Source organism: Micromonospora sp. NPDC047521, from assembly GCF_055587305.1.
In genome coordinates this window covers 13,394-36,583 of record NZ_JBVJGN010000023.1, presented here as the reverse complement: position 1 = coordinate 36,583, position 23,190 = coordinate 13,394, and the positions used below count along the sequence as shown (strand labels likewise).

The following is a 23,190-nucleotide window of genomic DNA, read 5'->3' as shown; positions in this document are numbered from 1 at the left end:
GTGCGGTCCTTACTATTCTCCCCGACCGGCGAGGTCGCGCAGCCGGCGGGTCTGCGCCTCGCGTTCGGCTCGCTGCTGGTCGGCGGGCGAACGCCCGGCCGCGCCGGCGAGCAAAGCCTTGATCTCCACGACGGCGTCGCGGGCGCCCGCGAGCAGGCCCGCGCTCAGGTCGCGGACCGCGTCGTCCAGCTCACCCGGCGGTACGACGAGCGTGGCCAATCCGATCCGGTCCGCCTCGGCGGCGTCCAGCCGGCGGCCTGTCGCGCAGATCTCCAGCGCCCGGGAATAGCCGACCAGTTCCACGAGGCGCTTCGTGCCAGCCAGGTCGGGCACCAGCCCGAGGGTCACCTCGGCCATCGACAGCTTCGCGTCGGCGGCGAGGACGCGCAGGTCACAGGCGAGCGCCAGTTGGAAACCGGCGCCGATCGCGTGGCCCTGCACGGCGGCCACCGTGATGAGATCGGGGCGGTGCAGCCAGGTGAAACCCGTCTGGAACTCGGCGATCCGGTCCGCGCACTCCTGCTCGGGCAGCGTGGCCAGCTCGGCGAACGACCCCGGACCGGAGGCGCCGGCCACCGACAGGTCGAGGCCTGCGGAGAACGCGCGGCCCTCACCACGGACCACCACCACCCGTACATCGCCGGGCAGGTCCCGGGAGAAGTCGCTCATGGCGCGCCACATCGCGGGCGTCTGGGCGTTGAGCACGTCGGGCCGGCACAACGTCACCGTGGCAACCGGCCCGTCGCAGGTCAGCCGGACCCCGGTCGCCTCGGCGGTCACCGGGCGGCCCGGGGCGCGGCGCTGGTGAACGACGCTGAGGGGCGGGTCACGCCTTCTTGCGGCGCCGGGCACCGCCGCGCTGACGCAGCTGCACCCCGGACTCGGTGAGCACTCGGTGGATGAACCCGTAGGAACGGCCGGTCGAGGCCGCCAGCGCGCGGATGCTCTCCCCCGAGGTGTACCGCTTTACCAGGTCCTTGGCGAGCGTCTGACGCTCGGCTCCGATGATCCGGCGACCCTTCTCAGTGCTGGTGGCTGTGCCAGTGGCTGCCATGCTGTGTCCTCACGTCCCAGACTGTGCGGTTCGGATACGGTCCCACCTATTAGACCGCCTCGAACGATCATGCGCCAGATATCAACTCTTCGCCAACCGACACGCTATGCAATGTCAGCTTCCCGATAGAGTGATCCTGGCGATCCGTCCCGCCGCGCCGGCTGGGCGTACCATCGCGGCGCGGCGACACCCGCCGACGGCCGTACCCTTCGGTCATGATCGACCTCCTGGGCACCGCGGCCGGAGCGGCTGTGGTGTTCGCCGCCACCGACATCGACGACATCGTCATCCTGACGCTCTTCTTCGTCGCGGCCCGCACCGGCGGCCGACCCCGCCCCTGGCAGATCGTCACAGGTCAGTACCTGGGAATCGGCGCGCTGGCGCTGGCCAGCGCGGTCGTCGCGGCAGGCCTGCTGGTGGTGCCCGAGCCGTGGACCGGGCTGCTCGGTCTGCTGCCGATCGCCCTGGGAGTCCGTGCCCTGGCGCGCCGCGACGACGACGAGACGCCTGCGGTGGTGGCGTCCACCCTCGGTGTGGCAGGGGTGACCATCGCCAACGGCGCCGACAACGTGGCCGTCTACGTACCTGTGTTCCGGGCGCTCGGGCCGGCCGACAGTGCGATCTTCCTACTGATGTTCGTGCTGCTCATCGCGCTGTGGTGCGCCGCCGGCGCCTGGCTCGGCGGGCACCCCCGTGTGGTCCGGCTGGTCGAGCGCGCCGGCCACTGGCTGGTACCGGCGATCTTCATCGGCATCGGTGTGGTGATCCTGGCCGGTTCCGGCGTGCTCGGCGAACTGGTCGACCTGCTCGGCTGACCGGGCCGGGGCCGGTCAGGCCAGCTCGACCAGCTCGAGCAGGTCGTCGCTCCAGGCGTCCTCGTCGCCGTCGGGCAGCAGGATCGCGCGGTCCGGCTTGAGGGCCAGCACGGCGCCCGGGTCGTGCGTGACGAGCACGATGGCGCCCGGATAGTTGGCGATGGCGTCGAGCACCTGCTCGCGGCTGACCGGGTCGAGGTTGTTCGTCGGCTCGTCGAGCAGCAGCACGTTGGCACCGGAACAGACAAGGGTGGACAGGGCCAGCCGGGTCTTCTCGCCACCGGAGAGCACCCCGGCCGGCTTGTTCACGTCGTCTCCGGAGAAGAGGAACGCGCCGAGGATCTTGCGCAGGTCGGTGTCGGACTGCTCGACGGCGGCAGCCCGCATGTTCTCCAGCACCGTCCGCTCCACGTCCAGCGTCTCGTGCTCCTGGGCGTAGTAGCCCAACCGCAGCCCGTGCCCCGCGTGCACCTCACCGGTGTCCGGGGTCAGCAGCCCGCCGAGCATCCGCAGCAGTGTCGTCTTGCCGGCGCCGTTGAGCCCGAGGATGGCCACCCGGGAACCCCTGTCCACCGCCACGTTGACGTCGGTGAAGATCTCCAGCGAGCCGTACGACTTGGACAGGCCGGTCGCCGTGAGCGGGGTCTTGCCGCACGGCGCGGGGCTGGGGAAACGCACCTTGGCGACCCGGTCGGCGACCCGTACCTCCTCGAGGCCGGAGATCAGCTTCTCGGCCCGGCGGGCCATGTTCTGCGCGGCGACGGTCTTGGTGGCCTTGGCCCGCATCTTGTCGGCCTGCGCCATCAGCGCGCCGGCCTTCTTCTCCGCGTTGGCCCGCTCCCGGCGGCGACGCCGCTCGTCGGTCTCGCGGGCCTCCAGGTACGCCTTCCAGCCCAGGTTGTAGACGTCGATCACGGACCGGGTGGCGTCGAGGAACCAGACCTTGTTGACCACCGACTCCAGCAGCGCGCCATCGTGGGAGATCACGATCAGGCCGCCCTTGTGGTTGGCGAGGAAGCCGCGCAGCCAGGTGATCGAGTCGGCGTCCAGGTGGTTCGTCGGCTCGTCGAGCAGCAGGATGCCGCCGCCGTTCTCACCCGCGTCCCGGAACAGGATCCGGGCCAGCTCGATGCGCCGGCGCTGACCACCGGAGAGGGTGCCGATGGTCTGCGCGAGCGCCCGGTCCGGCAGGCCCAGGTTGGCGCAGATCCGGGCGGCCTCGGCCTCGGCCGCGTACCCGCCCAGGGCGGCGAACTGGTCCTCCAGCGCGCCGTAGCGGCGGACCAGCTTCTCGTTGGCGTCCTCGGCGAGCTGGGCCTCGATGTCCTTCATCTGGGACATCAGCACGTCCAGGCCGCGGGCGGAGAGGACCCGGTCGCGGCCGGTCACCTCCAGGTCGCCGGTGCGCGGGTCCTGCGGGAGGTAGCCGATGGCGCTGCGCTGGTCGATCTGGCCGCCGTACGGCTGCCCCTCGCCGGCGAGCACCTTCAGGGTGGTGGTCTTGCCGGCGCCGTTGCGACCGACCAGGCCGATCCGGTCACCTGGCTGCACGCGCAGGGTGGTGTCGGACAGCAGGATCCGGGAGCCGGCACGCAGCTCCAGGCCGGTGGCAGTGATCATCTCGTGGGACTCGCTCTCGGGGTCTGGAAGGCTGACTCAGGGCACGCGAAAGCGCCGGCGGGCGGTGGGCCCGTCGGCGCGGGGCGGTTCAGCCTTCGCAGCGCGGCACGGGGACAAGTGTACCGGGCGCCCCGAGGCGGGCCGCCCGGATTAGCGATCAAGATCATCGGGTACCGGAACGCCTGTCCGGACCCCGTCCGGCACCTTTATGACGAACCGATACAGAAGCGACATTCACCGGCATACGGCGATCGGGGTCAGTATGGAACTCAACGAGCGGGCCGAGCTCGACACCTCCCAGGCCAACGACCTGGGCCGGGGCGGCGGCGGGTCGGGTGGCGGCATCGGCATCCCCATCCCGGGAGGCGGCGGCCGGGGCGGCATCATCGGCATCGTGGTGGCCGTGCTCGTCGCCCTGCTCGGCGGCGGGTTCGGTCTCAACGCCATGACCAACGGCGACGAGGGCGGCCAGGCCGGCGGCAGCGACCTGGATCAGGTGTGCTCCACCGCCAACGCCGACCGTCTCGACGACCCGCGCTGCCGCAACCTGCTCTACGTCAACAGCATCCAGGCCTACTGGCAGAAGGCGTACCCGGAGTTGGGCAACGGCAGGTACGAGCCCACCACCACGAACTTCTTCCAGGCCGCCGTGAACACCGGCTGCGGTCAGGCCGACTCGGGCGTCGGGCCGTTCTACTGCCCGGCCGACCGCAAGGTGTACATCGACCTGAGCTTCTACGACGAGCTGGCTTCCCGCTTCGGCGCCAAGGGCGAGTTCGCCCAGCCGTACGTGCTCGCCCACGAGTACGGCCACCACATCCAGAACCTGCTCGGCACCAACGCCAAGGCCGGCCAGGGCGACCAGAGCGGCCCCCGCTCCGCCTCCGTGCGGTTGGAGTTGCAGGCCGACTGCTACGCCGGCGCCTGGGCCAAGCACGCGACCGAGAGCAAGGACAAGACCGGACAGCAGCCGCTCTTCACGTCGATCACCGAGGCCGACATCAACCAGGCCGTCGACGCCGCCGAGGCGATCGGTGACGACAGCATCCAGGAGCGCTCCGGCGGGCGGGTCAACCCGGACCAGTTCACCCACGGCACGTCCGAGCAGCGCAAGCGCTGGTTCACCCAGGGCTACGACAAGGGCGACCCGAAGACCTGCGACACCTTCGCCACCGACCAGCTCTGACCTGACACGCCCACCGTCGAGGATGGAGTGGTGGTGCGACGGGCCCTCGCCCGCCACCACACTCCGTCCTCGACGCGATCGGGCGGTCAGGGCAGTTTCGAGACCTGGTAGTGGCCGATCAGCCAGTCGTCGTCGATCCGGCGAAGGAGCACGCCGAGGTTCACTGTCAATGCCGGCCGGTCGGTGAACCCGAACTCCACCTCCAGGTAGCCGAGGACCAGGTCGTCGGCGAGCCGGCGGGCCTCCCGGACGTCGTACGTGGCGGTCAGGCCGAGCGGCTGGGCGGCGTAGTAGGCAGCCACGCCGTTCCGGCCCACCGTGTACGGGCGCAGCCCCTGGAAGATCGTGTCCTCGGTGAAGCACGACGCGACGCGATCAGGGCCGTGGGCGTCGACCGCCGACCGCCACCGGTCGAGGACGGTACGCAGGATCTGGACCTCGGACATGGCAGCTTTCCGGGAGCGGCTCAACGGGGCGGCTGACCCGGGTCGTTCGGGTGCGGCGTCAACGGCGTCACCGCCTCCCGCCGCCAGGCGCGCAGCGGCATCGACGCCAGTACCGCCTCCAACTCATCCGCGTCGGCGGCCTGGAACAGCCCCCACGTACGCCACTCCCCCGGCGCCAGCGGCGGCCGCCACAGCCGCAGGAGACTGCCCCGCGCCGTCAGCTCGGCCGAGCGCGCCGCCTCTCGGGCACGCATGTCGGCCACCTCGTCGTCGGACGTGCCCGCCGGCACCGTCGTCACCATGTCAACCAGAAACTCCACGTGCCCATCCTCCGACCACCTGGGGACCAGCACGCCGGGAACCCCGGTCTTCGGCAGTCGCCGTCGACGTCCCGGTCAGTCGGGTGCGGGGTCGCGCAGCCGGATCCGTACCGCCCGGGCAGCGGCGACCGCCGACACCAGCACCGCGTGGCGGGGCTCCGGCACGTCGAGCAGCCGCTCGGCCCGCAGCGGCACCAGCGGGGACAGCCGCCGGTCGGCAAGCACCGTGTCCACCGCCCGCCGGTCACCGCCGCACACCACAGCGGTGAGCCTCGCCGCCTGCGGCAACAGCAGTCGTACGGCCAGGTCCGCCGCATCGCCGAGCGCCGCCCTGGCCTGGTTGTCGCGCCGCCTGGCGAACCGGTGCTGCGACCAGCCCCCCGCCGCCGTGCGCCCCTGCACGTACCGGGTGTCGACCTTGGAGACGACGAGGTCGGGGCCGTCGGCCACACCGATCGCCACCGCGCCCTTGCGGGCCAACAGCAGGCCGATCCGGCGGGGCGCGACGGCGGACGCCACGAACCCGGGCACGTCGACGCCGGCCGGTGCTCCCGGCGGGGCGTACAACTCGGCGGTTGTCCCGTCGGCCGCGGTGAGCAGCAGGCCGTACTCCCGGGCGGTGGTGGTGTGCGGGCCGTGCCGGTCGGCGAAGCCCTCGACCCAGCGGCCGACGCGGGCCGGGTCGACCTCGACCCACCGGCCTCCCCCGGCTGCGGGTCGACTGGTCACCGCCCGACCGTACGGCACCGCGTGCCCTCCTGGGCGGCCGGGCGGCTACCGCTCAACCCGGCAGCAGCGCCGCCACCGCCAGCGCGGCGATGAGCGCGCTGGAGACCAGGCCGGTGACCAGCCGGCCGCGCGGCCCGGTCAACGCCCGACCGACCACCGAACCGCCGCCGGCGACGAGCAGCTGCCAGCTCGCCGACGCCAGGAACACACCCGCCACGAACAGCGCCGCGGGGACGGCGCCCGGGTCGGCCGAGTCCCGACGGCCGAGCACCAGGGCGGTGAAGTAGAGCACCGTCGTCGGGTTCAGCAGTGTCAACCCGAGCAGCGCCGCGTAGGCACGCCCGGGGGTGCCCAGGCCGGCGCCGGCGCGCGCCGCCTGCGGTCGCCCGGAACGGTGGGTCGACCAGGTGCGCCAGAGACCGTGCGCGGCGAGACCGAGCAGCACCACGGCCGCGAGGATCCGCAGCGGACCGGCGACCGGCGCGATGAGCCCGGCCAGACCGGCGCCGCCGAGCGTGGCGACGGCCGCGTAGAGCCCGTCGGCGGTCGCCACGGCGAGCGCCGCCGCGGCCCCGACCCGGAACGAGGTACGGGCACTGAGCCCCAGGATCAGGATGGCGATCGCGCCGACCGGGATGGCGACGCCGTAGCCGGCCACCAGGCCGGCCAGGAACGCCCCGCTCACTGCCGTCGAAGCCGGATCGAGGCCCGCCCGTGGACCGGCCGCTGTCGACGCACGGCAGTCGCCGCACGGACAGGGACCTGCATCGGGTACGCCTCAGTCACCGCCGCATCCTGCGCCCCGCAGCCGCACCTCCGCCACCACATTTCCCACCGGGCGCGCCGTTGTCAGGGGCGGAACGCGTCGAGCGCGGCACCCCGGTGGGGTGCCACGCTCGACGGGCAGAGCCGACCGGGGTCGACTCAGACGTTGAAGCCGAGGGAACGGAGCTGGTCCCGACCCTCGTCAGTGATCTTGTCAGGGCCCCACGGCGGGAGCCACACCCAGTTGATCCGGATGTCGTTGACCAGACCGCCGCCGGGGCCGGTGGTCAGCGCCTGCCGGGCCTGGTCCTCGATGACGTCGGTCAGCGGGCAGGCCGCCGAGGTGAGCGTCATGTCCAGGGTGGCGATGTTCTCGTCGTCGACGTGCACGCCGTACACCAGGCCGAGGTCGACCACGTTGATGCCGAGCTCCGGGTCGACGACGTCCTTCATCGCCTCCTCGATGTCGGCGATCATGGCCTTGCTGACGCCCGCCGTCGGGGTGGCGGCATCGCCGGCACCCGCCGTCGCGGCACTGTCGGTCGTCACGGCGTCGGTCTGCGGCGCCGCGGTGGCGTCACCGGCCTCCGGCGTCGCCGCGGTAGCGGTGTTCTCGCTGCTCATGCCTTCACCTCCGGGCTCACGCCCACACCGGCGCGTGCCGCCGCGTCCTTGAACGCCATCCACGGCAGCAGCGCGCACTTGACCCGGGCGGGGTAGCGGGCGACACCCGCGAAAGCAACCCCGTCACCGAGTACGTCCTCGTCCGGCGTGACCTGGCCACGTCCGGACATCAACTCCACGAACGCCTCGTGCACCTCGAATGCTTCCCCGGCGCCCCGGCCGCGCAGCAACTCGTGCAGGACACTCGCCGAGGCCTGGCTGATCGAACAGCCCATCCCGTCGTACGAGATGTCGTGCAGCACGGCGCCGTCGGTGGCCACCCGGACGGTGACCTCGTCACCGCAGGTCGGGTTGACGTGGTGCGCTTCGGCGACCTGGTCGCCCGGGTCGTCGGCGTCGCGCAGGCCACGCCCGTGCGGATGCTTGTAGTGATCCAGGATGATCTCCTGGTAGAGCTGGTCGAGCTGCACCATCAGTCGAACACCTTCCGCACCTGCTCCAGACCGGCCACCAGAGCGTCGATCTCCCCGGTGGTGGTGTAGAGGTAGAACGAGGCCCGGGTCATGGCCGGGACGCCGAACCGGCTGCACACCGGCTTGGCACAGTGGTGACCCACCCGCACCTGCACGCCGAGCGAGTCGAGCACCTGACCCACGTCGTGCGGGTGGACGTCACCAAGCGCGAACGAGATGGTGCCGCCGCGACCCACCGGCACTGTCGGGCCGAAGATCCGCAGGTCGGGCACCGAGCCGAGAGCGTCGAGCGCGTATGCCGTCAGCTCCTTCTCGTGCCACTGGATCGACGCCATGCCGATCCCGGTGAGGTAGTCCACCGCAGCACCGAGCGCTACCGCCTCGGCGATCGGCGGGGTGCCCGCCTCGAACCGGGCCGGCGGTGCCGCGAACGTCGACCCGGCCATGGTGACCGTCTCGATCATCGAACCGCCACCGAACACCGGCGGCATGGCCGCCAGCAGCTCACCCCGGCCCCAGAGCACACCGATGCCGGTCGGGCCGCACATCTTGTGCCCGGTGAACACGATGTAGTCGGCGTCCAGGTCGACCACGTCGATGGGCAGGTGCGGCACCGACTGCGAGCAGTCCAGCAGCAGCAGGGCACCCACCTCGCGGACCCGCGCGGTGATCCGGGAGGTCGCGTTGACGGTGCCGAGGATGTTCGACATGTGCACCAGCGAGACGATCTTCGTCCGTTCGGTGACCAGGTCGTCCAGGCCCGACTCGTCGAGCCGGCCCTGGTCGGTGACGGGGAACCAGCGCAGGGTCGCGCCGGTGCGCTCGCACAGCAGCTGCCACGGGACGATGTTCGAGTGGTGCTCCATCTCGGAGATCACCACCTCGTCGCCCGGCCCCAGCCGGAACCGGGGGTCGCCGTCGGGGCGCAGCGAGGCGTTGGAGAAGGCGTACGCCACCACGTTGATCGCCTCGGTGGAGTTCTTCGTGAACACCACCTCGTCCACGCTCGGCGCGTTGATGAACGCGGCGACCTTCGCCCGCGCCCCCTCGTACGCCTCGGTGGCCTCGGTGCCCAGGGTGTGCACCGAGCGCGACACGTTCGCGTTGTGCAGCGCGTAGTGCTCGGCGAGCACGTCGAGCACCACCCGCGGCTTGTGCGAGGTGTTGGCGCTGTCGAGGTAGACCAGCGGGTGCCCGTTGATCTCCCGATCGAGGATCGGGAAGTCGGCGCGCACCCGGGCCACGTCGAAACGCGGCACGTCGTCGTACTGCGGCATCCCCTCAGGGATCGCGATGCTGGTCATCTCGGCAGCGCCTCTCTCGGTCAGGCCCTGGCCGTGCCGGCCCCGGCGGCGTACCGCTCGTAGCCCTCGGCCTCGAGCTTGTCGGCCAGCTCCGGGCCGCCCTGCTCGACGATCCGGCCGGCCACGAAGACGTGCACGAAGTCCGGCTTGATGTAGCGCAGGATCCGCGTGTAGTGGGTGATCAGCAGCACGCCGGTGTCGCCGTTGTCGCGGACCCGGTTGACGCCCTCGCTGACCACGCGCAGCGCGTCCACGTCGAGGCCGGAGTCGGTCTCGTCGAGGACGGCGATCTTCGGCTTGAGAAGCTCCAGCTGGACGATCTCGTGCCGCTTCTTCTCACCACCGGAGAAGCCCTCGTTGACGTTGCGCTGGGCGAACGCCGGGTCCATCTGGAGGCGCTCCATCGCGCCGCGCAGCTCGCCACCCCAGGTGCGCAGCTTCGGGGCCTCGCCGTCGATGGCGGTCTTCGCGGTGCGCAGGAAGTTCGCCACCGAGACGCCGGGCACCTCGACCGGGTACTGCATGGCCAGGAAGAGGCCGGCGCGGGCGCGCTCGTCGACGGTCATGGCCAGCACGTCCTCGCCGTCGAGGGTGACCGTGCCGCCGGTGATCTCGTACTTGGGGTGGCCGGCGATCGAGTACGCCAGGGTGGACTTGCCGGAGCCGTTCGGGCCCATGATCGCGTGGGTCTCACCGGACCTCACGGTCAGGTCGACACCGGCCAGGATCGGCTTGAGCTCACCCTCGGGCAGCTTGACCGACACCTTCAGGTCGCGGATCTCCAGGGTGCTCATTATCGGGTCACTCCATTACTCGGCGTCAGGCTGAGGTAGATGTCGCCGTCGCGGACGTCGACGGGGTAGACGGGTACGGGTTCGGTGGCGGGCAGGCCGGTCGGCTCGCCGGTGCGCAGGTCGAAGCGCGAGCCGTGCAACCAGCACTCGAGCGTGCAGCCGTCGACCTCACCCTCGGAGAGGGCGACCGCGGCGTGCGAGCACTCGTCGTACGCGGCGTAGAAGTTGCCGTCCTCGGCGTGCACCAGGGCGATCGGAGTGCCGTCGACGTCCGCGCTGATGGCGGTGCCCTTCGGCACGTCCTCGGTGGAGCAGATCCGGATCATCAGGCGCCGGCCTTGGCGAGCCGGGCCTCGATCGCCTCGCCCAGGCGCTCGCGCAGCTCCTCCACCGGGATCTTGTTGATCAGCTCGGCGAAGAAGCCCCGGACCACCAGGCGTCGGGCCTCACCCTCCGGGATGCCCCGGGCCATCAGGTAGAACAACTGCTCGTCGTCGAAGCGGCCGGTCGCGCTGGCGTGGCCGGCGCCGGCGATCTCGCCGGTCTCGATCTCCAGATTGGGTACGGAGTCCGCACGCGCGCCGTCGCTGAGCAGCAGGTTCCTGTTGATCTCGTACGTGTCGGTGCCTGTCGCCTCGGCCTGGATCAGCACGTCACCCACCCAGACGGTGTGCGCGTCGTCGCCCTGCAGAGCGCCCCGGTAGCCGACGTAGCTGCGGCAGTCCGGCACGTTGTGGTCGACCAGCTGCCGGTGCTCCAGGTGCTGGCCGGAGTCGGCGAAGTAGACGCCGTACAGCTCCGCCTCGCCGCCCCGGCCGGTGTACTCCACAGAGGTGAACTGCCGGACCAGGTCACCGCCGAGGGTGACCTGGATGTGGATGACCTTGGCGTCCCGACCCAGCTTGATCTTGAGATGCTGCGCCTGGACCGCGTCGTCGGCCCAGTCGGCCACCGTGACCAGGGTCAGCTTCGCGCCGTCGGCCACCGTGACCTCGACGTTGTCGGCAAGGGTGGCCGACCCGACGTGCTCCAGCACCACTGTCACCTCGGCGAAGCGGCCCACCTCGACGAAGGTGTGACCGAACGCCGGCTGCCCGGCGCCGTTGCCGACCACGCGCAGGCGCACCGGAGCGCCGAGCACCACGTCGGGGTCGACACGCACCAGCAGGGCGTCGGTGGCCGCGCCGTACGCCAGCGCGCTCACCCGGTCGACGGGCGTGAGCACGCTGCCGATCCGCTTGTCGTCACGGCCGACCCGTCCGACGGCCACGCCCTCGGGCAGGTCGCCGTACTCGTGCCGGACGGCGCCGGACGCGGCCGACGCCTCGTCCGACGACGCCGGCCCGTCGCCGACCAGGCCGCGGAGGCGCTTGAGCGGGGTGAAACGCCACTCCTCCTCCAGGCCGGTGAGGGCCGGGAAGTCGGCGACGTCGAACGAGCGCAGCGCCTGCGACTTGGTGCTGGGCGGCGGCGCGGAAGCCTGGGTAGTCATTTCTTCCTTGGTCTGTCATGAATCGGAGGGTCAAAGCGGGCCGGACCGGACCCGGCGTACCGGGTCCGGGCCCGTCCGAGGCCGGGCGGAGGCGGCGTCAGCCGACCGCGCCCTCCATCTGAAGCTCGATCAGGCGGTTGAGCTCCAGGGCGTACTCCATCGGGAGCTCCTTGGCGATCGGCTCGATGAAGCCGCGCACGATCATGGCCATCGCCTCGTCCTCGCTCAGGCCCCGGCTCATCAGGTAGAAGAGCTGGTCGTCGCTGATCTTGGAGACGGTCGCCTCGTGCCCCATCGACACGTCGTCCTCGCGGATGTCGACGTACGGGTAGGTGTCCGAGCGGGAGATGGTGTCGACCAGCAGCGCGTCGCACTTGACCGTGCTGCGGCTGTGGTGCGAACCCTCCAGCACCTGCACCAGACCCCGGTACGAGGTGCGGCCGCCGCCCCGGGCGATCGACTTCGACACGATCGTCGAGGACGTGTGCGGCGCGGCGTGCACCATCTTGGCGCCGGCGTCCTGGTGCTGACCCTCGCCGGCCATCGCCACCGAGAGCACCTCGCCCTTGGCGTGCTCGCCTGTCATGTAGACCGCCGGGTACTTCATGGTGACCTTGGAGCCGATGTTGCCGTCGACCCACTCCATGGTCGCGCCCTCGTGGCAGACGGCGCGCTTGGTCACCAGGTTGTAGACGTTGTTCGACCAGTTCTGGATGGTCGTGTACCGGCAGCGCGCGTTCTTCTTCACGATGATCTCCACGACCGCGCTGTGCAGCGAGTCGGAGGAGTACAGCGGCGCGGTGCAGCCCTCGACGTAGTGCACGTACGCACCCTCGTCGACGATGATCAGCGTCCGCTCGAACTGGCCCATGTTCTCCGTGTTGATCCGGAAGTAGGCCTGCAGCGGGATCTCCACGTGCACGCCCTTCGGCACGTAGATGAACGAGCCACCGGACCACACGGAGGTGTTCAGGGCGGCGAACTTGTTGTCGCCGACCGGGATCACCGTGCCGAAGTACTCCTTGAAGACGTCCTCGTGCTCGCGCAGCGCCGTGTCGGTGTCCAGGAAGAGGACGCCCTGCTCCTCAAGGTCCTCACGGATCTTGTGGTAGACGACCTCCGACTCGTACTGCGCCGCGACACCGGCGACCAGGCGCTGCTTCTCCGCCTCCGGGATGCCCAGCCGGTCGTAGGTGTTCTTGATGTCCTCGGGCAGGTCCTCCCAGCTGGTGGCCTGCTTCTCGGTGGACCGCACGAAGTACTTGATGTTGTCGAAGTCGATCCCGGTGAGGTCCGCGCCCCAGGCCGGCATCGGCTTACGGCCGAACAGCCGCAGGCCCTTCAGGCGCAGGTCGAGCATCCAGGCCGGCTCGTTCTTCTTGGCCGAGATGTCCCGCACCACCGCCTCGTTGATGCCGCGCTGGGCGACCGCCCCGGCGGCGTCCGGGTCGGACCAGCCGTACTCGTAGCGACCCAGGGCGGCGAGCTGCTCTTCCTGAGTCAGGGGCTGGACGATCTGCTCGGTCATCTATCTGTCCTCACAGTGGTGACGGGATTACCGGATTGGGCGCGGGTCGGCTGGGTCGGAATGTGCGTGGTGCACACCCCGTCGCCGTGCGCGATGGTGGCCAGGCGCTGCACGTGGGTGCCGACCAGACGGGAGATCACCGCGGTCTCGGCCTCGCACAGCTGGGGAAACTCGGCGGCCACGTGCGCCACCGGGCAGTGGTGCTGACAGAGCTGCCCGCCGGAGGCGATCGTGGTCGCGTTGGCAGCGTATCCCTCGGCGGTGAGCGCTCCGGCGAGTGCCTCAGCCCGCGCGAGGGGGTCGTCGCCGGCGTCCTCCATGGCGGCCCGGCAGCGCGACTCCAGGGCGGACACCTGCTCGGTGGCGAACGCCTCGACGGCGTCCGAACCACCGCTGCGGGCGATCCAGCGCAGCGCCGCGGTGGCCATGTTGTCGTAGTGATGGGTGCCACAGCGGACCCGGGCGGCCTCGGTCAACAGGAACACCTTCGCCGGGCGGCCCCGACCACGACTGCCCTGCACGGTCTGCTCCCGGGCGAAGACATCACCGTCGGCGAGCATCGCGTCCAGGTGCCGGCGGATCGCCGCCGGGCTCAGACCGAGCGCCTGACCGAGCTGCGCGGCGGTGGTGGCCCCCCGCTCCAGCAGCAGCTGGGTGACCCGGTCCCGGGTGGAGACCTCGGCCGCGGCGGCACCGGAGAGGCCGGTCGGCGTGGTCACGACGGGCGCGCAGGCGGAAGCACCGACGGCCGGATCGGCCGCCGACCGCTGCCCGGAGAGCGCCGCCGCGTTTTTCACAACGCCAACGTTACGTAATTACCCGGACTGTCGCAAACCCGGGTCCCGGTGATCCGAACCACCGACCCGGCGGAGTCGGACGAACCTCGATCACTACGGTGCGTAGGATTTGCGCCGTGAACCGAATCGTCCGTCCGGTCTCCGGCACCCTGCTGAGCCGCCTCGCGCTCGCCTCGATCATCGCGAACGTGGGCATCGTCGTGACCGGCGGGGCCGTCCGGTTGACCGCCTCCGGCCTCGGCTGCCCCACCTGGCCCCGGTGCACCGACGATTCGTACGTCACCACACCCGAGATGGGCATCTACGGGGTGATCGAGTTCGGCAACCGGATGCTGACCTTCGCGGTGGGCCTCATCGCGCTTGCCACAGTGCTGGCCGTACTGGCCCACCGGCCCCGCCGACCCGGGCTCCTCGCGCTTGCCGTCGCCGTCTTCCTGGGAATCCCCGCCCAGGCGGTGCTCGGTGGCATCACCGTGCTCACCAATCTCAACCCGTGGGTGGTCGGGCTGCACTTCCTCGCCTCGATGGCGGTGATCGCCGCCGCGTACGCCCTCTGGCGGCGGATCGACGAACCGGACGGCCCCACGGTGGCAGTGGTGCCCACGCCTCTGCGCGCGCTGGCCCGGATCACCACAGGCGTCAGCGTCGCGGTGCTGGTGATCGGCACCTGGGTCACCGGCAGCGGCCCGCACGCCGGCGACCAGGGCGCGGCCCGCAACGGGCTCGACCCGGAGTCGATCTCGCAGGTACACGCCGACGCGGTCTTCCTGCTGATCGGGCTCTCGGTGGCGTTGATCTTCGCGTTCCGGGCGGTGGGCGCCCGTCGGGCCACCAGGGCCGCGATCGTCCTGGTCGCCGTCGAGCTGAGCCAGGGCGTCATCGGCTTCGTGCAGTACTTCACCCACGTGCCCGCGCTCCTGGTCGGCGCGCACATGCTCGGCTCCTGCCTGGTGCTGCTCGCCACCCTCTCGGTGCAGTGGTCGACCCGGGAACGCCACCCGAACGCCCCGACCCCGCCGGCCGTCCCGGCGGACGCGCAGGCCGTCCCGGTCACCGCCTGACGCGTCCCCGCGCCCCGCGCCCCGCGCCCCGCGCCCCGCGCCCCGCGCCCCGCGCCCCGCGCCCCGCGCCCCGCGCCCCGCGCCCCGCGCCCCGCGCCCCGCGCCGAAGATCCTCACAACATCCCCGAAGTTGCCGCATCGGACGCGCCGGAGGCAGCAACTTCCCCGAAGTTGTGAGGATCTTGAGGGCGGACGGGAGCGCCGGCCCGGGGAGCGGGCGGCAACGGGGCCGAAGGCGGGCTTGGAACGCCTTCGCGGTCAAGATCGCGCTCGATCCTGGAAGTAGTGGCCTCACGGACGCGCGATGCCACTACTTCCTGGATGTTGCGTGATCTTGCCACAGCAGAGCCCGCCCCGGCGGCGGCATCACACCCCGGGGCGGCATCACACCCCCGGGGCGGCATCACACCCCGGGGCGGCATCACACCCAGAGGCGGTCAGGCGCGGCGGGCCAGGTGGGTGGTGATCGCCGTGGCGAGGCGGTCGGGGGCGCCGTCGGCGTACCCGATGAACAGCGACGGCTCGGTCAGCTCCAGCTCGACCAGGACGGGGTCGCCGTCCGGGCCCGGGATCAGGTCGACCCGGGCGTAGAGCAACTGACGCGTGCCGCCGGGAACCGTGGCGAGGGTGCGTTCGGCGACCGCCAGCTGGTCCGCTCGCGCGGTGCGGGCGCTGATCTCCTCGGCCTTGTAGAGCCCGTCCGGGCCGAGGTCCGGCCCGGTCAGCATCGGCCCCTTGCAGATCGCGTGGCTGAACGCGAGCCCGTCCGGGCCGGCCAGGAAGAGCAGCGCCGTCTCGCCCTCGGTGTCGACGGCGTCCAGGTACGGCTGGACCATTGTCGTCCGACCGGAGTCGGACAGCCGGCGTACGTGCGCCACGGCGAGGTCCCGGTGCTGCGGGTCGGCCAGGTCGTACCGGCCGGTGTCCTGGCTGCCCGCGCTGACCGCCGGCTTGATCACGTACTCGCCGGTGTCGGCGGGAGGCTGCCAGCTCTCCCCCGGCTCGACCCAGGAGGTCGGCACGGTGGGCACGCCCGCGGCGGTCAGCTCGGCGAGGTACCGCTTGTCGGTGTTCCAGCGGACCACGTCGGCCGGGTTGACGAGCGCCGGGACGGTGGCCGCCCAGGTGACGAACTCGTCGCGGCGCAGCGCGTAGTCCCACGGCGAGCGGAGCACGACCAGGTCGTACGAGGACCAGTCGACCCCGGGGTCGTCCCAGACGGGAGCCTCGACGGTGACGCCCCGGGCGGCGAGCGGGGCGAGGACGAGCCTGTCGTCCGGATCCAGCTCGGTCAGCTCGGTGCAGGTGACGAGAGCGACCCGGGGTTTCCCCCGGGTCGACTGGTGGTGGTCGGTCAATTCAACTATCTATCTCAGCGGGCCATCGTGCGCCGGGCCATCGACCGCCAGAGGTCGTTGCTCGGACGCATCTGGTCCATCAGTTCACGCTCCCAGGCGTTCTCGACGGTGACTCCCGCCTTGGCGCACGCCTCCCGGGCGGTGACGGTGTCGTCGGCGAACTGGTCGCCCCACTCACCGTCGGAGCCCACGAGGACGATCCGCGCTCCACGCTTGCCGACGTACTCGATGACCGCCTTCGCTCCACCGTGGCCGGCGGCGAACGCCTTGAGGCCGGCTACCAGGCCGTGCGAAGCCTGCCCACCGACGGTCTGCTCGTCCGTCAGCGTCGTATCGGAACCATCTGCCATGACGCGAAGCCTAAGCAGAGTTCCACTCGCCCGGGCGAGAACCATGAAGCTTTTGTGATGCCAATTACCTACAGGTTTAAGACAGAACACAGATTTTCTGTCCGGTTTTTTCCCGACTTATGGGCACACAATGCGCTGGCAAACCCGGATCGAGCCGGCGCAGGTTGAGCCCATCCGACTCATACGAAAGTTACCCTGATGTGACGTTAAACCCGGACAACTCATCCATGAGGATGATTGATCCACTCGAAGGAACGGGTTCCGGACGAGCCGGCAACCGTCAGATCAGCGCGTCGAGCGCGACGGCCACGAACACGATCGTCAGGTACGTGGTCGACCAGTGGAACAGCCGCATCGGCTTGACTGCCTCGCCCCGCGTCGCGCGACGGCACAGCCGGTGCGCCTCGACGATGAAGATGGCGCCCACCACAAGCGTCGGTACGCCGTAGATCGCGCTCAGGCCCAGCGGCCACACCGCCAGGGAGGTCAGCACGGTGAGCCAGGCGAAGATCAGGATCTCGGCGTTCACCCGGCGGGTGGAGGCCACCACCGGCAGCATCGGGATCCCGGCCCGCGCGTAGTCGTCCTTGTACTTCATGGCGAGCGGGTAGAAGTGCGGCATCTGCCAGAAGAAGACCACCGCGAACAGCCCCCACGCGGCAGGCGCCAGCGAACCGGTGACCGCCGCCCAGCCGATGAGCACCGGAGCGGCCCCGCAGGCGCCACCCCAGAACGTGTTCGTCGGGGTGGAGCGCTTGAGCCACAGCGTGTAGACGACGTCGTAGTAGACGATCGCGGCGAGGGTGAGCGCGGCGGCGAGCAGGTTGGTGAACGCCGCCATCAGCACGATCGAGACCGCCGCCAGCACCAGACCGAAGATCAGGGCGCTGCGCGGTGACACCGTGTGTGCCGGCAGCGGCCGGCGCTTCGTCCGGCGCATCAGCTGGTCGATGTCCCGGTCGATGTAGCAGTTGAGGACGCTTGCCGCGCCGGCGGCGAGCGAGCCGCCGACAAGCACCACAGCCATCAGCCACAGCGACGGCAGACCACCCTCGGCGAGCATCATCGCCGGCACGGTGGTGACCAGCAGCAACTCGACGATGCGCGGCTTGGTGAGCGCCACGTACGCCGAGACGATCGCGCGGACGTCCCGCCGCGCCACCGGACCGTCGGCCGTCCGCGCCGAGGGCTGCCCCGCGGGGTTGCTCGCGGGGCGCTCGGTGATCATGCTCACGGATTGCCACCTTCCGGCATCGGCACGGGGAGATCGGTCGGCCCAACCTGTTCGGGGGCCGCACACCGACCCACACACTACGCGTTGTCGTTTTGGCTGCCCGGCCGACCCGACAACGGTGCGGGCCGTCACACCACCGGGTTGAACGACTCGATGCCCTGTCCCGTACCGCAGACCATGCAGAGATCCCCGGGCGGACGTTTAGTCACGCTCGATAGGGTCACCAGTGAGGGTTCCGCCCATCTGCCGAGGAGCACAACCATCGTGGCTGCCAACCGACCCGAGCACTCCGAACTCAACTGGTCCGACCTCGATCGCCGGGCTGTCGACACCGTCCGCGTCCTGGCCATGGATGCCGTGGAGAAATCCGGCAACGGCCACCCGGGTACCGCGATGAGCCTGGCGCCCGCGGCGTACCTCCTGTTCAACCGGGTCATGCGGCACAACCCGGCCGACCCGAACTGGCCCGGCCGGGACCGCTTCGTGCTCTCCGCCGGGCACTCCAGCCTGACGCTCTACATCCAGCTGTTCCTGTCCGGGTACCCGCTGAGCCTGTCCGACCTGAAGTCGCTGCGGCAGTGGGGATCGCTCACTCCGGGTCACCCCGAGCACGGGCACACCCCGGGCGTGGAGACCACCACCGGGCCGCTCGGGCAGGGCCTGGGCAACGCGGTAGGCATGGCCATGGCGGCCCGCCGCGAGCGCGGCCTGTTCGACCCGGAGGCCGAGCCGGGCGCGTCGATCTTCGACCACGACATCTGGTGCATCGTCTCCGACGGCGACATCGAGGAGGGCATCAGCCACGAGGCCAGTGCGCTCGCCGGGCACCAGCAGCTGGGCAACCTCACGGTGATCTACGACGACAACGAGATCTCGATCGAGGACGACACCCGCATCGCCAAGAGCGAGGACGTGGCGGCCCGCTACGAGGCGTACGGCTGGCACGTGCAGACCGTCGACTGGCGCAGCGGCGACGCCGACCAGGGTGACTACCACGAGGACGCCGAGGCGCTGTACGCGGCGCTGCTCGCCGCCAGGGCGGAGACCGGTCGTCCCTCCTTCATCGCGCTGCGCACCATCATCGGCTGGCCCGCGCCCAACAAGCAGAACACCGGCAAGATCCACGGCTCGGCGCTCGGCGCCGACGAGGTGAAGGCCACCAAGCGGATCCTCGGCTTCGACCCGGAGCAGACCTTCCAGGTCGACGAGGAGGTGCTCGCCCACGCCCGCACGGTGATGGGCCGCGGTTCCGACGCCCAGCAGGAGTGGACCACCGCGTTCGACGCCTGGAAGAAGGCCAACCCGGAGCGCACCGCGCTCTACGAGCGGATGGCCGGCCGGGTGCTCCCCGACGGCTGGACCAACGCGCTGCCGGTCTTCCCCGCCGACGCCAAGGGCGTTGCCACCCGGGCCGCGTCCGGCAAGGTGCTGGAGGCGCTCGCGCCGGTGCTGCCGGAGCTGTGGGGCGGCTCGGCCGACCTGGCCGAGAGCAACAACACCACGATGAAGGGCGAGCCGTCGTTCATCCCGGCCTCGCACGCCACCAAGGACTTCCCCGGTCACGAGTACGGCCGCACGCTGCACTTCGGCATCCGTGAGCACGCCATGGGAGCGATCCTCAACGGCATCGCCCTGCACGGCGGCACCCGCCCGTACGGCGGCACGTTCCTGGTGTTCAGCGACTACATGCGCCCGTCGGTGCGGCTGGCCGCGCTGATGAAGCTGCCGGTGACCTACGTGTGGACGCACGACTCGATCGGCCTGGGCGAGGACGGCCCGACCCACCAGCCGGTGGAGCACCTGACCGCGCTGCGCGCCATCCCGGGTCTGGACGTGGTCCGCCCGGCGGACGCCAACGAGACCGCCTGGGCCTGGCGGATGGCGCTGGAGCACACCGACCGGCCCACCGCCATGGCGCTGAGCCGCCAGCCGCTGCCGACCCTGGACCGGGACGTCCTGGGCAGCGCGGAGGGGGTCGCCAAGGGCGGCTACGTGCTGGCCGAGGCGTCCAACGGCAAGCCTCAGGTGATCATCGTCGGCACCGGCTCCGAGGTGCAGCTCTGCCTGACCGCGCGGGAGCGCCTGGAGGCCGACGGCACCCCCACCCGGGTGGTTTCGATGCCCTGCCAGGAGTGGTTCTACGAGCAGGACGAGGCGTACCGGGAGTCGGTGCTCCCGCGCGGGGTAAAGGCAAGGGTGAGCGTGGAGGCGGGCATCGCGATGTCCTGGCGCGGGATCGTCGGCGACCTCGGCGAGAGCGTGAGCCTGGAGCACTACGGAGCGAGCGCCCCGCACACCGTGCTCTTCGAGCAGTTCGGGTTCACCCCCGACCGGATCGTGGCGGCGGCACACGCCTCGCTGGCCCGGGTGGGCGACATCACCGGTTTCACGACCGGCAACTGAGGGAGCGTGGACGGCATGACCGACAAGCTGAATGAGCTCACCGCCGCGGGTGTGGCGGTCTGGCTCGACGATCTCTCCCGGGTGCGTCTGAGCTCCGGCGGGCTGGACCAGCTGCGCCGCGAGAAGCACGTGGCCGGGGTCACCACCAACCCGACGATCTTCGCCAAGGCGCTGAGCGACGCCGACGAGTACAACTGGCAGCTGCGCGACCTCGCCGCCCGTGGGGTGGACGTGGAAGAGGCGGTACGGATGCTCACCACGTACGACGTGCGGTGGGCCTGCGACGTGATGCGCCCCTCGTACGACGGCAGCGACGGTGTCGACGGCCGGGTCTCCATCGAGGTGGACCCCCGGGTGGCGCACGACAGCGACAAGACCGTGGCCGAGGCCAAGGCCCTGTGGTGGCTCGTCGACCGCCCCAACCTCTACATCAAGATCCCGGCCACCGAGGAGGGCCTGTCGGCGATCACCGACACGCTGGCCGAGGGGATCAGCGTCAACGTGACGCTGATCTTCGGTCTGGACCGCTACTCGGCGGTCATGGAGGCGTTCCTCGCCGGTCTGGAGCAGGCCAAGGCCAACGGCCACGACCTGTCCACCATCGGCTCGGTCGCGTCGTTCTTCGTCTCCCGCGTCGACTCCGAGGTCGACAAGCGGCTTGAGAAGATCGGCTCGGACGAGGCCAAGGCGTTGAAGGGCAAGGCCGCAATCGCCAACGCCCAGCTGGCGTACGAGCGCTACTCCGAGGTGTTCTCCTCGGACCGCTGGAAGGCACTCGCCGACGCCGGCGCGCACCCGCAGCGGCCGCTGTGGGCGTCGACCTCGACGAAGAACCCGGACTACCGCGACGTCATCTACGTGGAGGAACTGATCGCTCCCGGCACTGTCAACACCATGCCGGAGGCGGTCATCCACGCGTACGCCGATCATGGCGAGACCCGCGGCGACACGGTGACCGGCGCGTACGACGCGGCCCGGAAGGTCTTCGCGGACCTGGAGTCGGTAGGGGTGGACATGGACGACGTGATCGTCACCCTGGAGCGCGAGGGCGTGGAGAAGTTCGAGGCCAGCTGGCAGGAGCTGCTCGACGGGGTCCGCAAGTCGCTGGAGGCGGCGGCGAAGGGCAAGGGCTCTCCGAACAAGGCCGCCGAGGGCAACGCCAAGGGCGCCGAGAAGGCCGGTGGCGCATGAGCGACCTACTCGCAGGGCCGGCGGAGTCCGCCGCCGGGCTCGTCGTGCACGGCGCTGACGCGATCGACAGGTCCGCACCCGCCTCGACCCGGGACGCGCTGGTCAAGGCCGGCGTCCCGGGCAAGCTGGCCGCGAAGGACCCGGGCCTGTGGGGTCCGGACGCCGAGGCCGAGGCGAAGATCCGGCTCGGCTGGGTGGACACCCACAGGCGCAGCCGGGAGCTGCTGGTGCAGCTCGCCGAGCTGACCACCGAGCTGGCCGACCTGGACCACGTGGTGCTCGCCGGCATGGGCGGCTCGTCGCTGGCCCCCGAGGTGATCACCAGGACCCTGGGCCGGCCGCTGACCGTGCTGGACACCACCGACCCCGGCCAGGTCCGCGCGGCCCTCGGTGACCGGCTGGAGCGCACCGTCGTGGTGGTGGCCAGCAAGTCCGGCTCGACGGTGGAGACCGACAGCCACCGGCGCGCGTACTGGCAGGCGTTCCTGGACGCCGGGATGACCGAGGCGGAGGCCGGCCGGCACTTCGTCATCGTCACCGACCCGGGCTCGCCGCTGGAGACGACAGCTACCGAGATGGGCGCGTTCACCGTGCTTGCCGACCCGAACGTGGGCGGCCGGTACTCGGCGCTCACCGCGTTCGGCCTGGTGCCGTCGGCCCTTGCCGGCGTCGAGGTGTCCGAGCTGATCGACCAGGCCGACGCGCTGGCCGAGTCGCTCGCCGGGGACCGGGACAACCCGGCGTTGGCGCTGGGCGCCGCGCTGGGCGCCGCCGCCACCCTGGCCCGGGACAAGGTCGCCCTGATCTCCGACGGCACCGGCATCGACGGGCTGGGCGACTGGGCCGAGCAGCTGATCGCCGAGTCGACAGGCAAGGCCGGCGTGGGCATCCTGCCGGTGGTGGTGGAGTCCCCGAACAGCCCCGGCGCCACCGGCTCCGACGTGCTGACCGTCACCTACGGCGGCGCGCTGGCCCCCGGCGACGTGCCCGGTGGCGGCACCGACCCGGACGTGGCGGTGAACGGCCCGCTCGGCGCGCAGTTCCTGGCCTGGGAGTACGCCACGGCGGTGGCGGGTGTGGTGCTCGGCATCGACCCGTTCAACCAGCCGAACGTCACCGAGTCCAAGGAGAACACCAACAAGATCCTGGCCTCGGGTCTGCCGACGGAGACGCCGTCGTTCACCGAGGGCGCGATCGAGGTGTACGCGCCGCCTGGCGCACCCGGCGACCTGGCGGGTGTGCTGCGGTGGCTGCTGGACGGGCTGGGCGACGACGGCTACCTGGCGGTCATGGCGTACCTCGACCGGTTCGCCGACTCGGACACGGCCCGGCTGCGTCCGTTGCTGGCCGAGGCGTCCGGCCGGCCCGTCACCTTCGGGTGGGGGCCGCGGTTCCTGCACTCGACCGGCCAGTACCACAAGGGTGGTCCGCAGGTCGGCAGCTACCTCCAGGTGACCGGCGCGGTCGCCGAGGACCTGGACGTGCCGGGCAAGCCGTACACGTTCGGTGAGTTGCAGGCGGCGCAGGCCGCCGGCGACCGGCAGGCCCTCGCCGGTCGGGAACGGCCCGTGCTGCGACTGCACCTGACCGACCGGGCGGCAGGCGTCGCCCAACTGCTCGACGCGGCCGGTCAGCTGCGCACGTGA

At 71.0% G+C, this 23,190-nt stretch carries 25 protein-coding genes; 7 read left to right on the top strand and 18 right to left on the bottom strand.

The features are described from left to right. Positions 1-12: 12 nt before the first annotated feature. Complete coding sequence (locus ACZ6N8_RS29885) at positions 13-726, bottom strand: enoyl-CoA hydratase/isomerase family protein (protein WP_466014264.1); 714 nt, start codon at positions 724-726, stop codon at positions 13-15. Here ACZ6N8_RS29885 and ACZ6N8_RS29880 point away from each other — a divergent pair. Next, entirely contained in the window at positions 668-808 is a 141-nt protein-coding gene (locus ACZ6N8_RS29880) for a hypothetical protein (protein ID WP_244295905.1), read from the top strand. The two genes, ACZ6N8_RS29885 and ACZ6N8_RS29880, sit on opposite strands and share 59 nt — an antisense overlap. 18 nt (positions 809-826) lie before the next feature. Here ACZ6N8_RS29880 and ACZ6N8_RS29875 read toward each other — a convergent pair whose 3' ends face one another. Further along, positions 827-1,054, bottom strand: coding sequence for a helix-turn-helix domain-containing protein (locus ACZ6N8_RS29875; RefSeq protein WP_074312753.1), 228 nt, complete (start codon positions 1,052-1,054; stop codon positions 827-829). Positions 1,055-1,269: 215 nt separating this feature from the next. Between ACZ6N8_RS29875 and ACZ6N8_RS29870 the strand changes: the two genes are divergently transcribed. Continuing rightward, positions 1,270-1,869 (top strand): cadmium resistance transporter, encoded by a 600-nt coding sequence (locus ACZ6N8_RS29870; RefSeq protein ID WP_364362747.1) that lies wholly within the window; start codon positions 1,270-1,272, stop codon positions 1,867-1,869. A 15-nt stretch (positions 1,870-1,884) separates the two neighbouring features. On the opposite strand, the gene ACZ6N8_RS29865 is transcribed toward ACZ6N8_RS29870, so the two are convergent. Continuing rightward, positions 1,885-3,489 (bottom strand): ABC-F family ATP-binding cassette domain-containing protein, encoded by a 1,605-nt coding sequence (locus ACZ6N8_RS29865; RefSeq protein ID WP_466014236.1) that lies wholly within the window; start codon positions 3,487-3,489, stop codon positions 1,885-1,887. A gap of 262 nt (positions 3,490-3,751) precedes the next feature. Between ACZ6N8_RS29865 and ypfJ the strand changes: the two genes are divergently transcribed. Beyond that, on the top strand, positions 3,752-4,675 hold the full coding sequence (gene ypfJ, locus ACZ6N8_RS29860; protein WP_466014235.1) for a KPN_02809 family neutral zinc metallopeptidase: 924 nt from the start codon (positions 3,752-3,754) through the stop codon (positions 4,673-4,675). An 86-nt stretch (positions 4,676-4,761) separates the two neighbouring features. Here ypfJ and ACZ6N8_RS29855 read toward each other — a convergent pair whose 3' ends face one another. From ACZ6N8_RS29855 to ACZ6N8_RS29800, 12 genes are all read right to left on the bottom strand, one after another. Further along, positions 4,762-5,121, bottom strand: coding sequence for an SgcJ/EcaC family oxidoreductase (locus ACZ6N8_RS29855; RefSeq protein ID WP_466014233.1), 360 nt, complete (start codon positions 5,119-5,121; stop codon positions 4,762-4,764). A 20-nt stretch (positions 5,122-5,141) separates the two neighbouring features. Continuing rightward, positions 5,142-5,441 carry a muconolactone Delta-isomerase family protein gene (locus ACZ6N8_RS29850; RefSeq protein WP_357989383.1) on the bottom strand — a complete coding sequence of 100 codons (300 nt, stop codon included), beginning with the start codon at positions 5,439-5,441 and terminating at the stop codon, positions 5,142-5,144. A 75-nt stretch (positions 5,442-5,516) separates the two neighbouring features. Beyond that, complete coding sequence (locus ACZ6N8_RS29845; protein ID WP_466014231.1) at positions 5,517-6,170, bottom strand: acVLRF1 family peptidyl-tRNA hydrolase; 654 nt, start codon at positions 6,168-6,170, stop codon at positions 5,517-5,519. A 52-nt stretch (positions 6,171-6,222) separates the two neighbouring features. Continuing rightward, positions 6,223-6,855, bottom strand: coding sequence for a LysE family transporter (locus ACZ6N8_RS29840; RefSeq protein WP_466014229.1), 633 nt, complete (start codon positions 6,853-6,855; stop codon positions 6,223-6,225). A gap of 239 nt (positions 6,856-7,094) precedes the next feature. Then, positions 7,095-7,559, bottom strand: coding sequence for a metal-sulfur cluster assembly factor (locus ACZ6N8_RS29835; RefSeq protein ID WP_139584647.1), 465 nt, complete (start codon positions 7,557-7,559; stop codon positions 7,095-7,097). Further along, a complete protein-coding gene (gene sufU, locus ACZ6N8_RS29830; RefSeq protein WP_121653048.1) occupies positions 7,556-8,029 on the bottom strand; it encodes a Fe-S cluster assembly sulfur transfer protein SufU in 474 nt (157 codons plus the stop codon). Before sufU ends, ACZ6N8_RS29835 begins: the two co-directional genes overlap by 4 nt. Before the next feature lie 2 nt (positions 8,030-8,031). Next, positions 8,032-9,336 (bottom strand): cysteine desulfurase, encoded by a 1,305-nt coding sequence (locus ACZ6N8_RS29825; RefSeq protein ID WP_466014227.1) that lies wholly within the window; start codon positions 9,334-9,336, stop codon positions 8,032-8,034. 20 nt (positions 9,337-9,356) lie between these two features. After that, positions 9,357-10,130 carry a Fe-S cluster assembly ATPase SufC gene (gene sufC, locus ACZ6N8_RS29820; protein ID WP_466014225.1) on the bottom strand — a complete coding sequence of 258 codons (774 nt, stop codon included), beginning with the start codon at positions 10,128-10,130 and terminating at the stop codon, positions 9,357-9,359. After that, on the bottom strand, positions 10,130-10,456 hold the full coding sequence (locus ACZ6N8_RS29815; RefSeq protein WP_387124138.1) for a non-heme iron oxygenase ferredoxin subunit: 327 nt from the start codon (positions 10,454-10,456) through the stop codon (positions 10,130-10,132). The genes sufC and ACZ6N8_RS29815 overlap by 1 nt, the downstream gene beginning before the upstream one ends. Continuing rightward, entirely contained in the window at positions 10,456-11,622 is a 1,167-nt protein-coding gene (sufD, locus tag ACZ6N8_RS29810; protein ID WP_466014223.1) for a Fe-S cluster assembly protein SufD, read from the bottom strand. Before sufD ends, ACZ6N8_RS29815 begins: the two co-directional genes overlap by 1 nt. Positions 11,623-11,719: 97 nt before the next feature. Then, positions 11,720-13,150, bottom strand: a complete 1,431-nt coding sequence (gene sufB, locus ACZ6N8_RS29805; RefSeq protein ID WP_074312771.1) for a Fe-S cluster assembly protein SufB — start codon at positions 13,148-13,150, stop codon at positions 11,720-11,722. After that, positions 13,147-13,947 carry a helix-turn-helix transcriptional regulator gene (locus ACZ6N8_RS29800; protein ID WP_466014220.1) on the bottom strand — a complete coding sequence of 267 codons (801 nt, stop codon included), beginning with the start codon at positions 13,945-13,947 and terminating at the stop codon, positions 13,147-13,149. Before ACZ6N8_RS29800 ends, sufB begins: the two co-directional genes overlap by 4 nt. A 98-nt stretch (positions 13,948-14,045) precedes the next feature. On the opposite strand from ACZ6N8_RS29800, the gene ACZ6N8_RS29795 reads away from it, so the two are divergent. Next, complete coding sequence (locus tag ACZ6N8_RS29795) at positions 14,046-15,008, top strand: COX15/CtaA family protein (RefSeq protein ID WP_466014218.1); 963 nt, start codon at positions 14,046-14,048, stop codon at positions 15,006-15,008. Between the two features lie 437 nt (positions 15,009-15,445). Here the strand turns inward: ACZ6N8_RS29795 and ACZ6N8_RS29790 are convergent, their stop codons facing one another. From ACZ6N8_RS29790 to ACZ6N8_RS29780, 3 genes are all read right to left on the bottom strand, one after another. Further along, a complete protein-coding gene (locus ACZ6N8_RS29790; protein ID WP_466014216.1) occupies positions 15,446-16,366 on the bottom strand; it encodes an ATP-grasp domain-containing protein in 921 nt (306 codons plus the stop codon). Positions 16,367-16,380: 14 nt separating this feature from the next. Beyond that, positions 16,381-16,716, bottom strand: coding sequence for a hypothetical protein (locus tag ACZ6N8_RS29785; protein WP_364362734.1), 336 nt, complete (start codon positions 16,714-16,716; stop codon positions 16,381-16,383). A gap of 280 nt (positions 16,717-16,996) precedes the next feature. Next, complete coding sequence (locus ACZ6N8_RS29780) at positions 16,997-17,950, bottom strand: heme o synthase (protein ID WP_364362733.1); 954 nt, start codon at positions 17,948-17,950, stop codon at positions 16,997-16,999. Positions 17,951-18,214: 264 nt separating this feature from the next. Between ACZ6N8_RS29780 and tkt the strand changes: the two genes are divergently transcribed. From tkt to ACZ6N8_RS29765, 3 genes are read left to right on the top strand one after another with little or no spacing between them, the layout of a single operon-like run. Next, positions 18,215-20,353 carry a transketolase gene (gene tkt / locus ACZ6N8_RS29775; RefSeq protein WP_466014213.1) on the top strand — a complete coding sequence of 713 codons (2,139 nt, stop codon included), beginning with the start codon at positions 18,215-18,217 and terminating at the stop codon, positions 20,351-20,353. Between the two features lie 15 nt (positions 20,354-20,368). Beyond that, positions 20,369-21,544, top strand: coding sequence for a transaldolase (tal, locus tag ACZ6N8_RS29770; RefSeq protein WP_466014211.1), 1,176 nt, complete (start codon positions 20,369-20,371; stop codon positions 21,542-21,544). Further along, complete coding sequence (locus tag ACZ6N8_RS29765) at positions 21,541-23,190, top strand: glucose-6-phosphate isomerase (RefSeq protein WP_466014209.1); 1,650 nt, start codon at positions 21,541-21,543, stop codon at positions 23,188-23,190. Before tal ends, ACZ6N8_RS29765 begins: the two co-directional genes overlap by 4 nt.

Coding starts and splice junctions, on each gene's coding strand:
- ACZ6N8_RS29880 (WP_244295905.1), top strand. CDS start 668: ATGGCGCGCCACATCGCGGGCGTCTGGGCGTTGAGCACGTCGGGCCGG.
- ACZ6N8_RS29875 (WP_074312753.1), bottom strand. CDS start 1,054: ATGGCAGCCACTGGCACAGCCACCAGCACTGAGAAGGGTCGCCGGATC.
- ACZ6N8_RS29870 (WP_364362747.1), top strand. CDS start 1,270: ATGATCGACCTCCTGGGCACCGCGGCCGGAGCGGCTGTGGTGTTCGCC.
- ACZ6N8_RS29865 (WP_466014236.1), bottom strand. CDS start 3,489: ATGATCACTGCCACCGGCCTGGAGCTGCGTGCCGGCTCCCGGATCCTG.
- ypfJ (WP_466014235.1), top strand. CDS start 3,752: ATGGAACTCAACGAGCGGGCCGAGCTCGACACCTCCCAGGCCAACGAC.
- ACZ6N8_RS29855 (WP_466014233.1), bottom strand. CDS start 5,121: ATGTCCGAGGTCCAGATCCTGCGTACCGTCCTCGACCGGTGGCGGTCG.
- ACZ6N8_RS29835 (WP_139584647.1), bottom strand. CDS start 7,559: ATGAGCAGCGAGAACACCGCTACCGCGGCGACGCCGGAGGCCGGTGAC.
- ACZ6N8_RS29825 (WP_466014227.1), bottom strand. CDS start 9,336: ATGACCAGCATCGCGATCCCTGAGGGGATGCCGCAGTACGACGACGTG.
- sufC (WP_466014225.1), bottom strand. CDS start 10,130: ATGAGCACCCTGGAGATCCGCGACCTGAAGGTGTCGGTCAAGCTGCCC.
- ACZ6N8_RS29815 (WP_387124138.1), bottom strand. CDS start 10,456: ATGATCCGGATCTGCTCCACCGAGGACGTGCCGAAGGGCACCGCCATC.
- sufD (WP_466014223.1), bottom strand. CDS start 11,622: ATGACTACCCAGGCTTCCGCGCCGCCGCCCAGCACCAAGTCGCAGGCG.
- sufB (WP_074312771.1), bottom strand. CDS start 13,150: ATGACCGAGCAGATCGTCCAGCCCCTGACTCAGGAAGAGCAGCTCGCC.
- ACZ6N8_RS29785 (WP_364362734.1), bottom strand. CDS start 16,716: ATGGCAGATGGTTCCGATACGACGCTGACGGACGAGCAGACCGTCGGT.
- tal (WP_466014211.1), top strand. CDS start 20,369: ATGACCGACAAGCTGAATGAGCTCACCGCCGCGGGTGTGGCGGTCTGG.
- ACZ6N8_RS29765 (WP_466014209.1), top strand. CDS start 21,541: ATGAGCGACCTACTCGCAGGGCCGGCGGAGTCCGCCGCCGGGCTCGTC.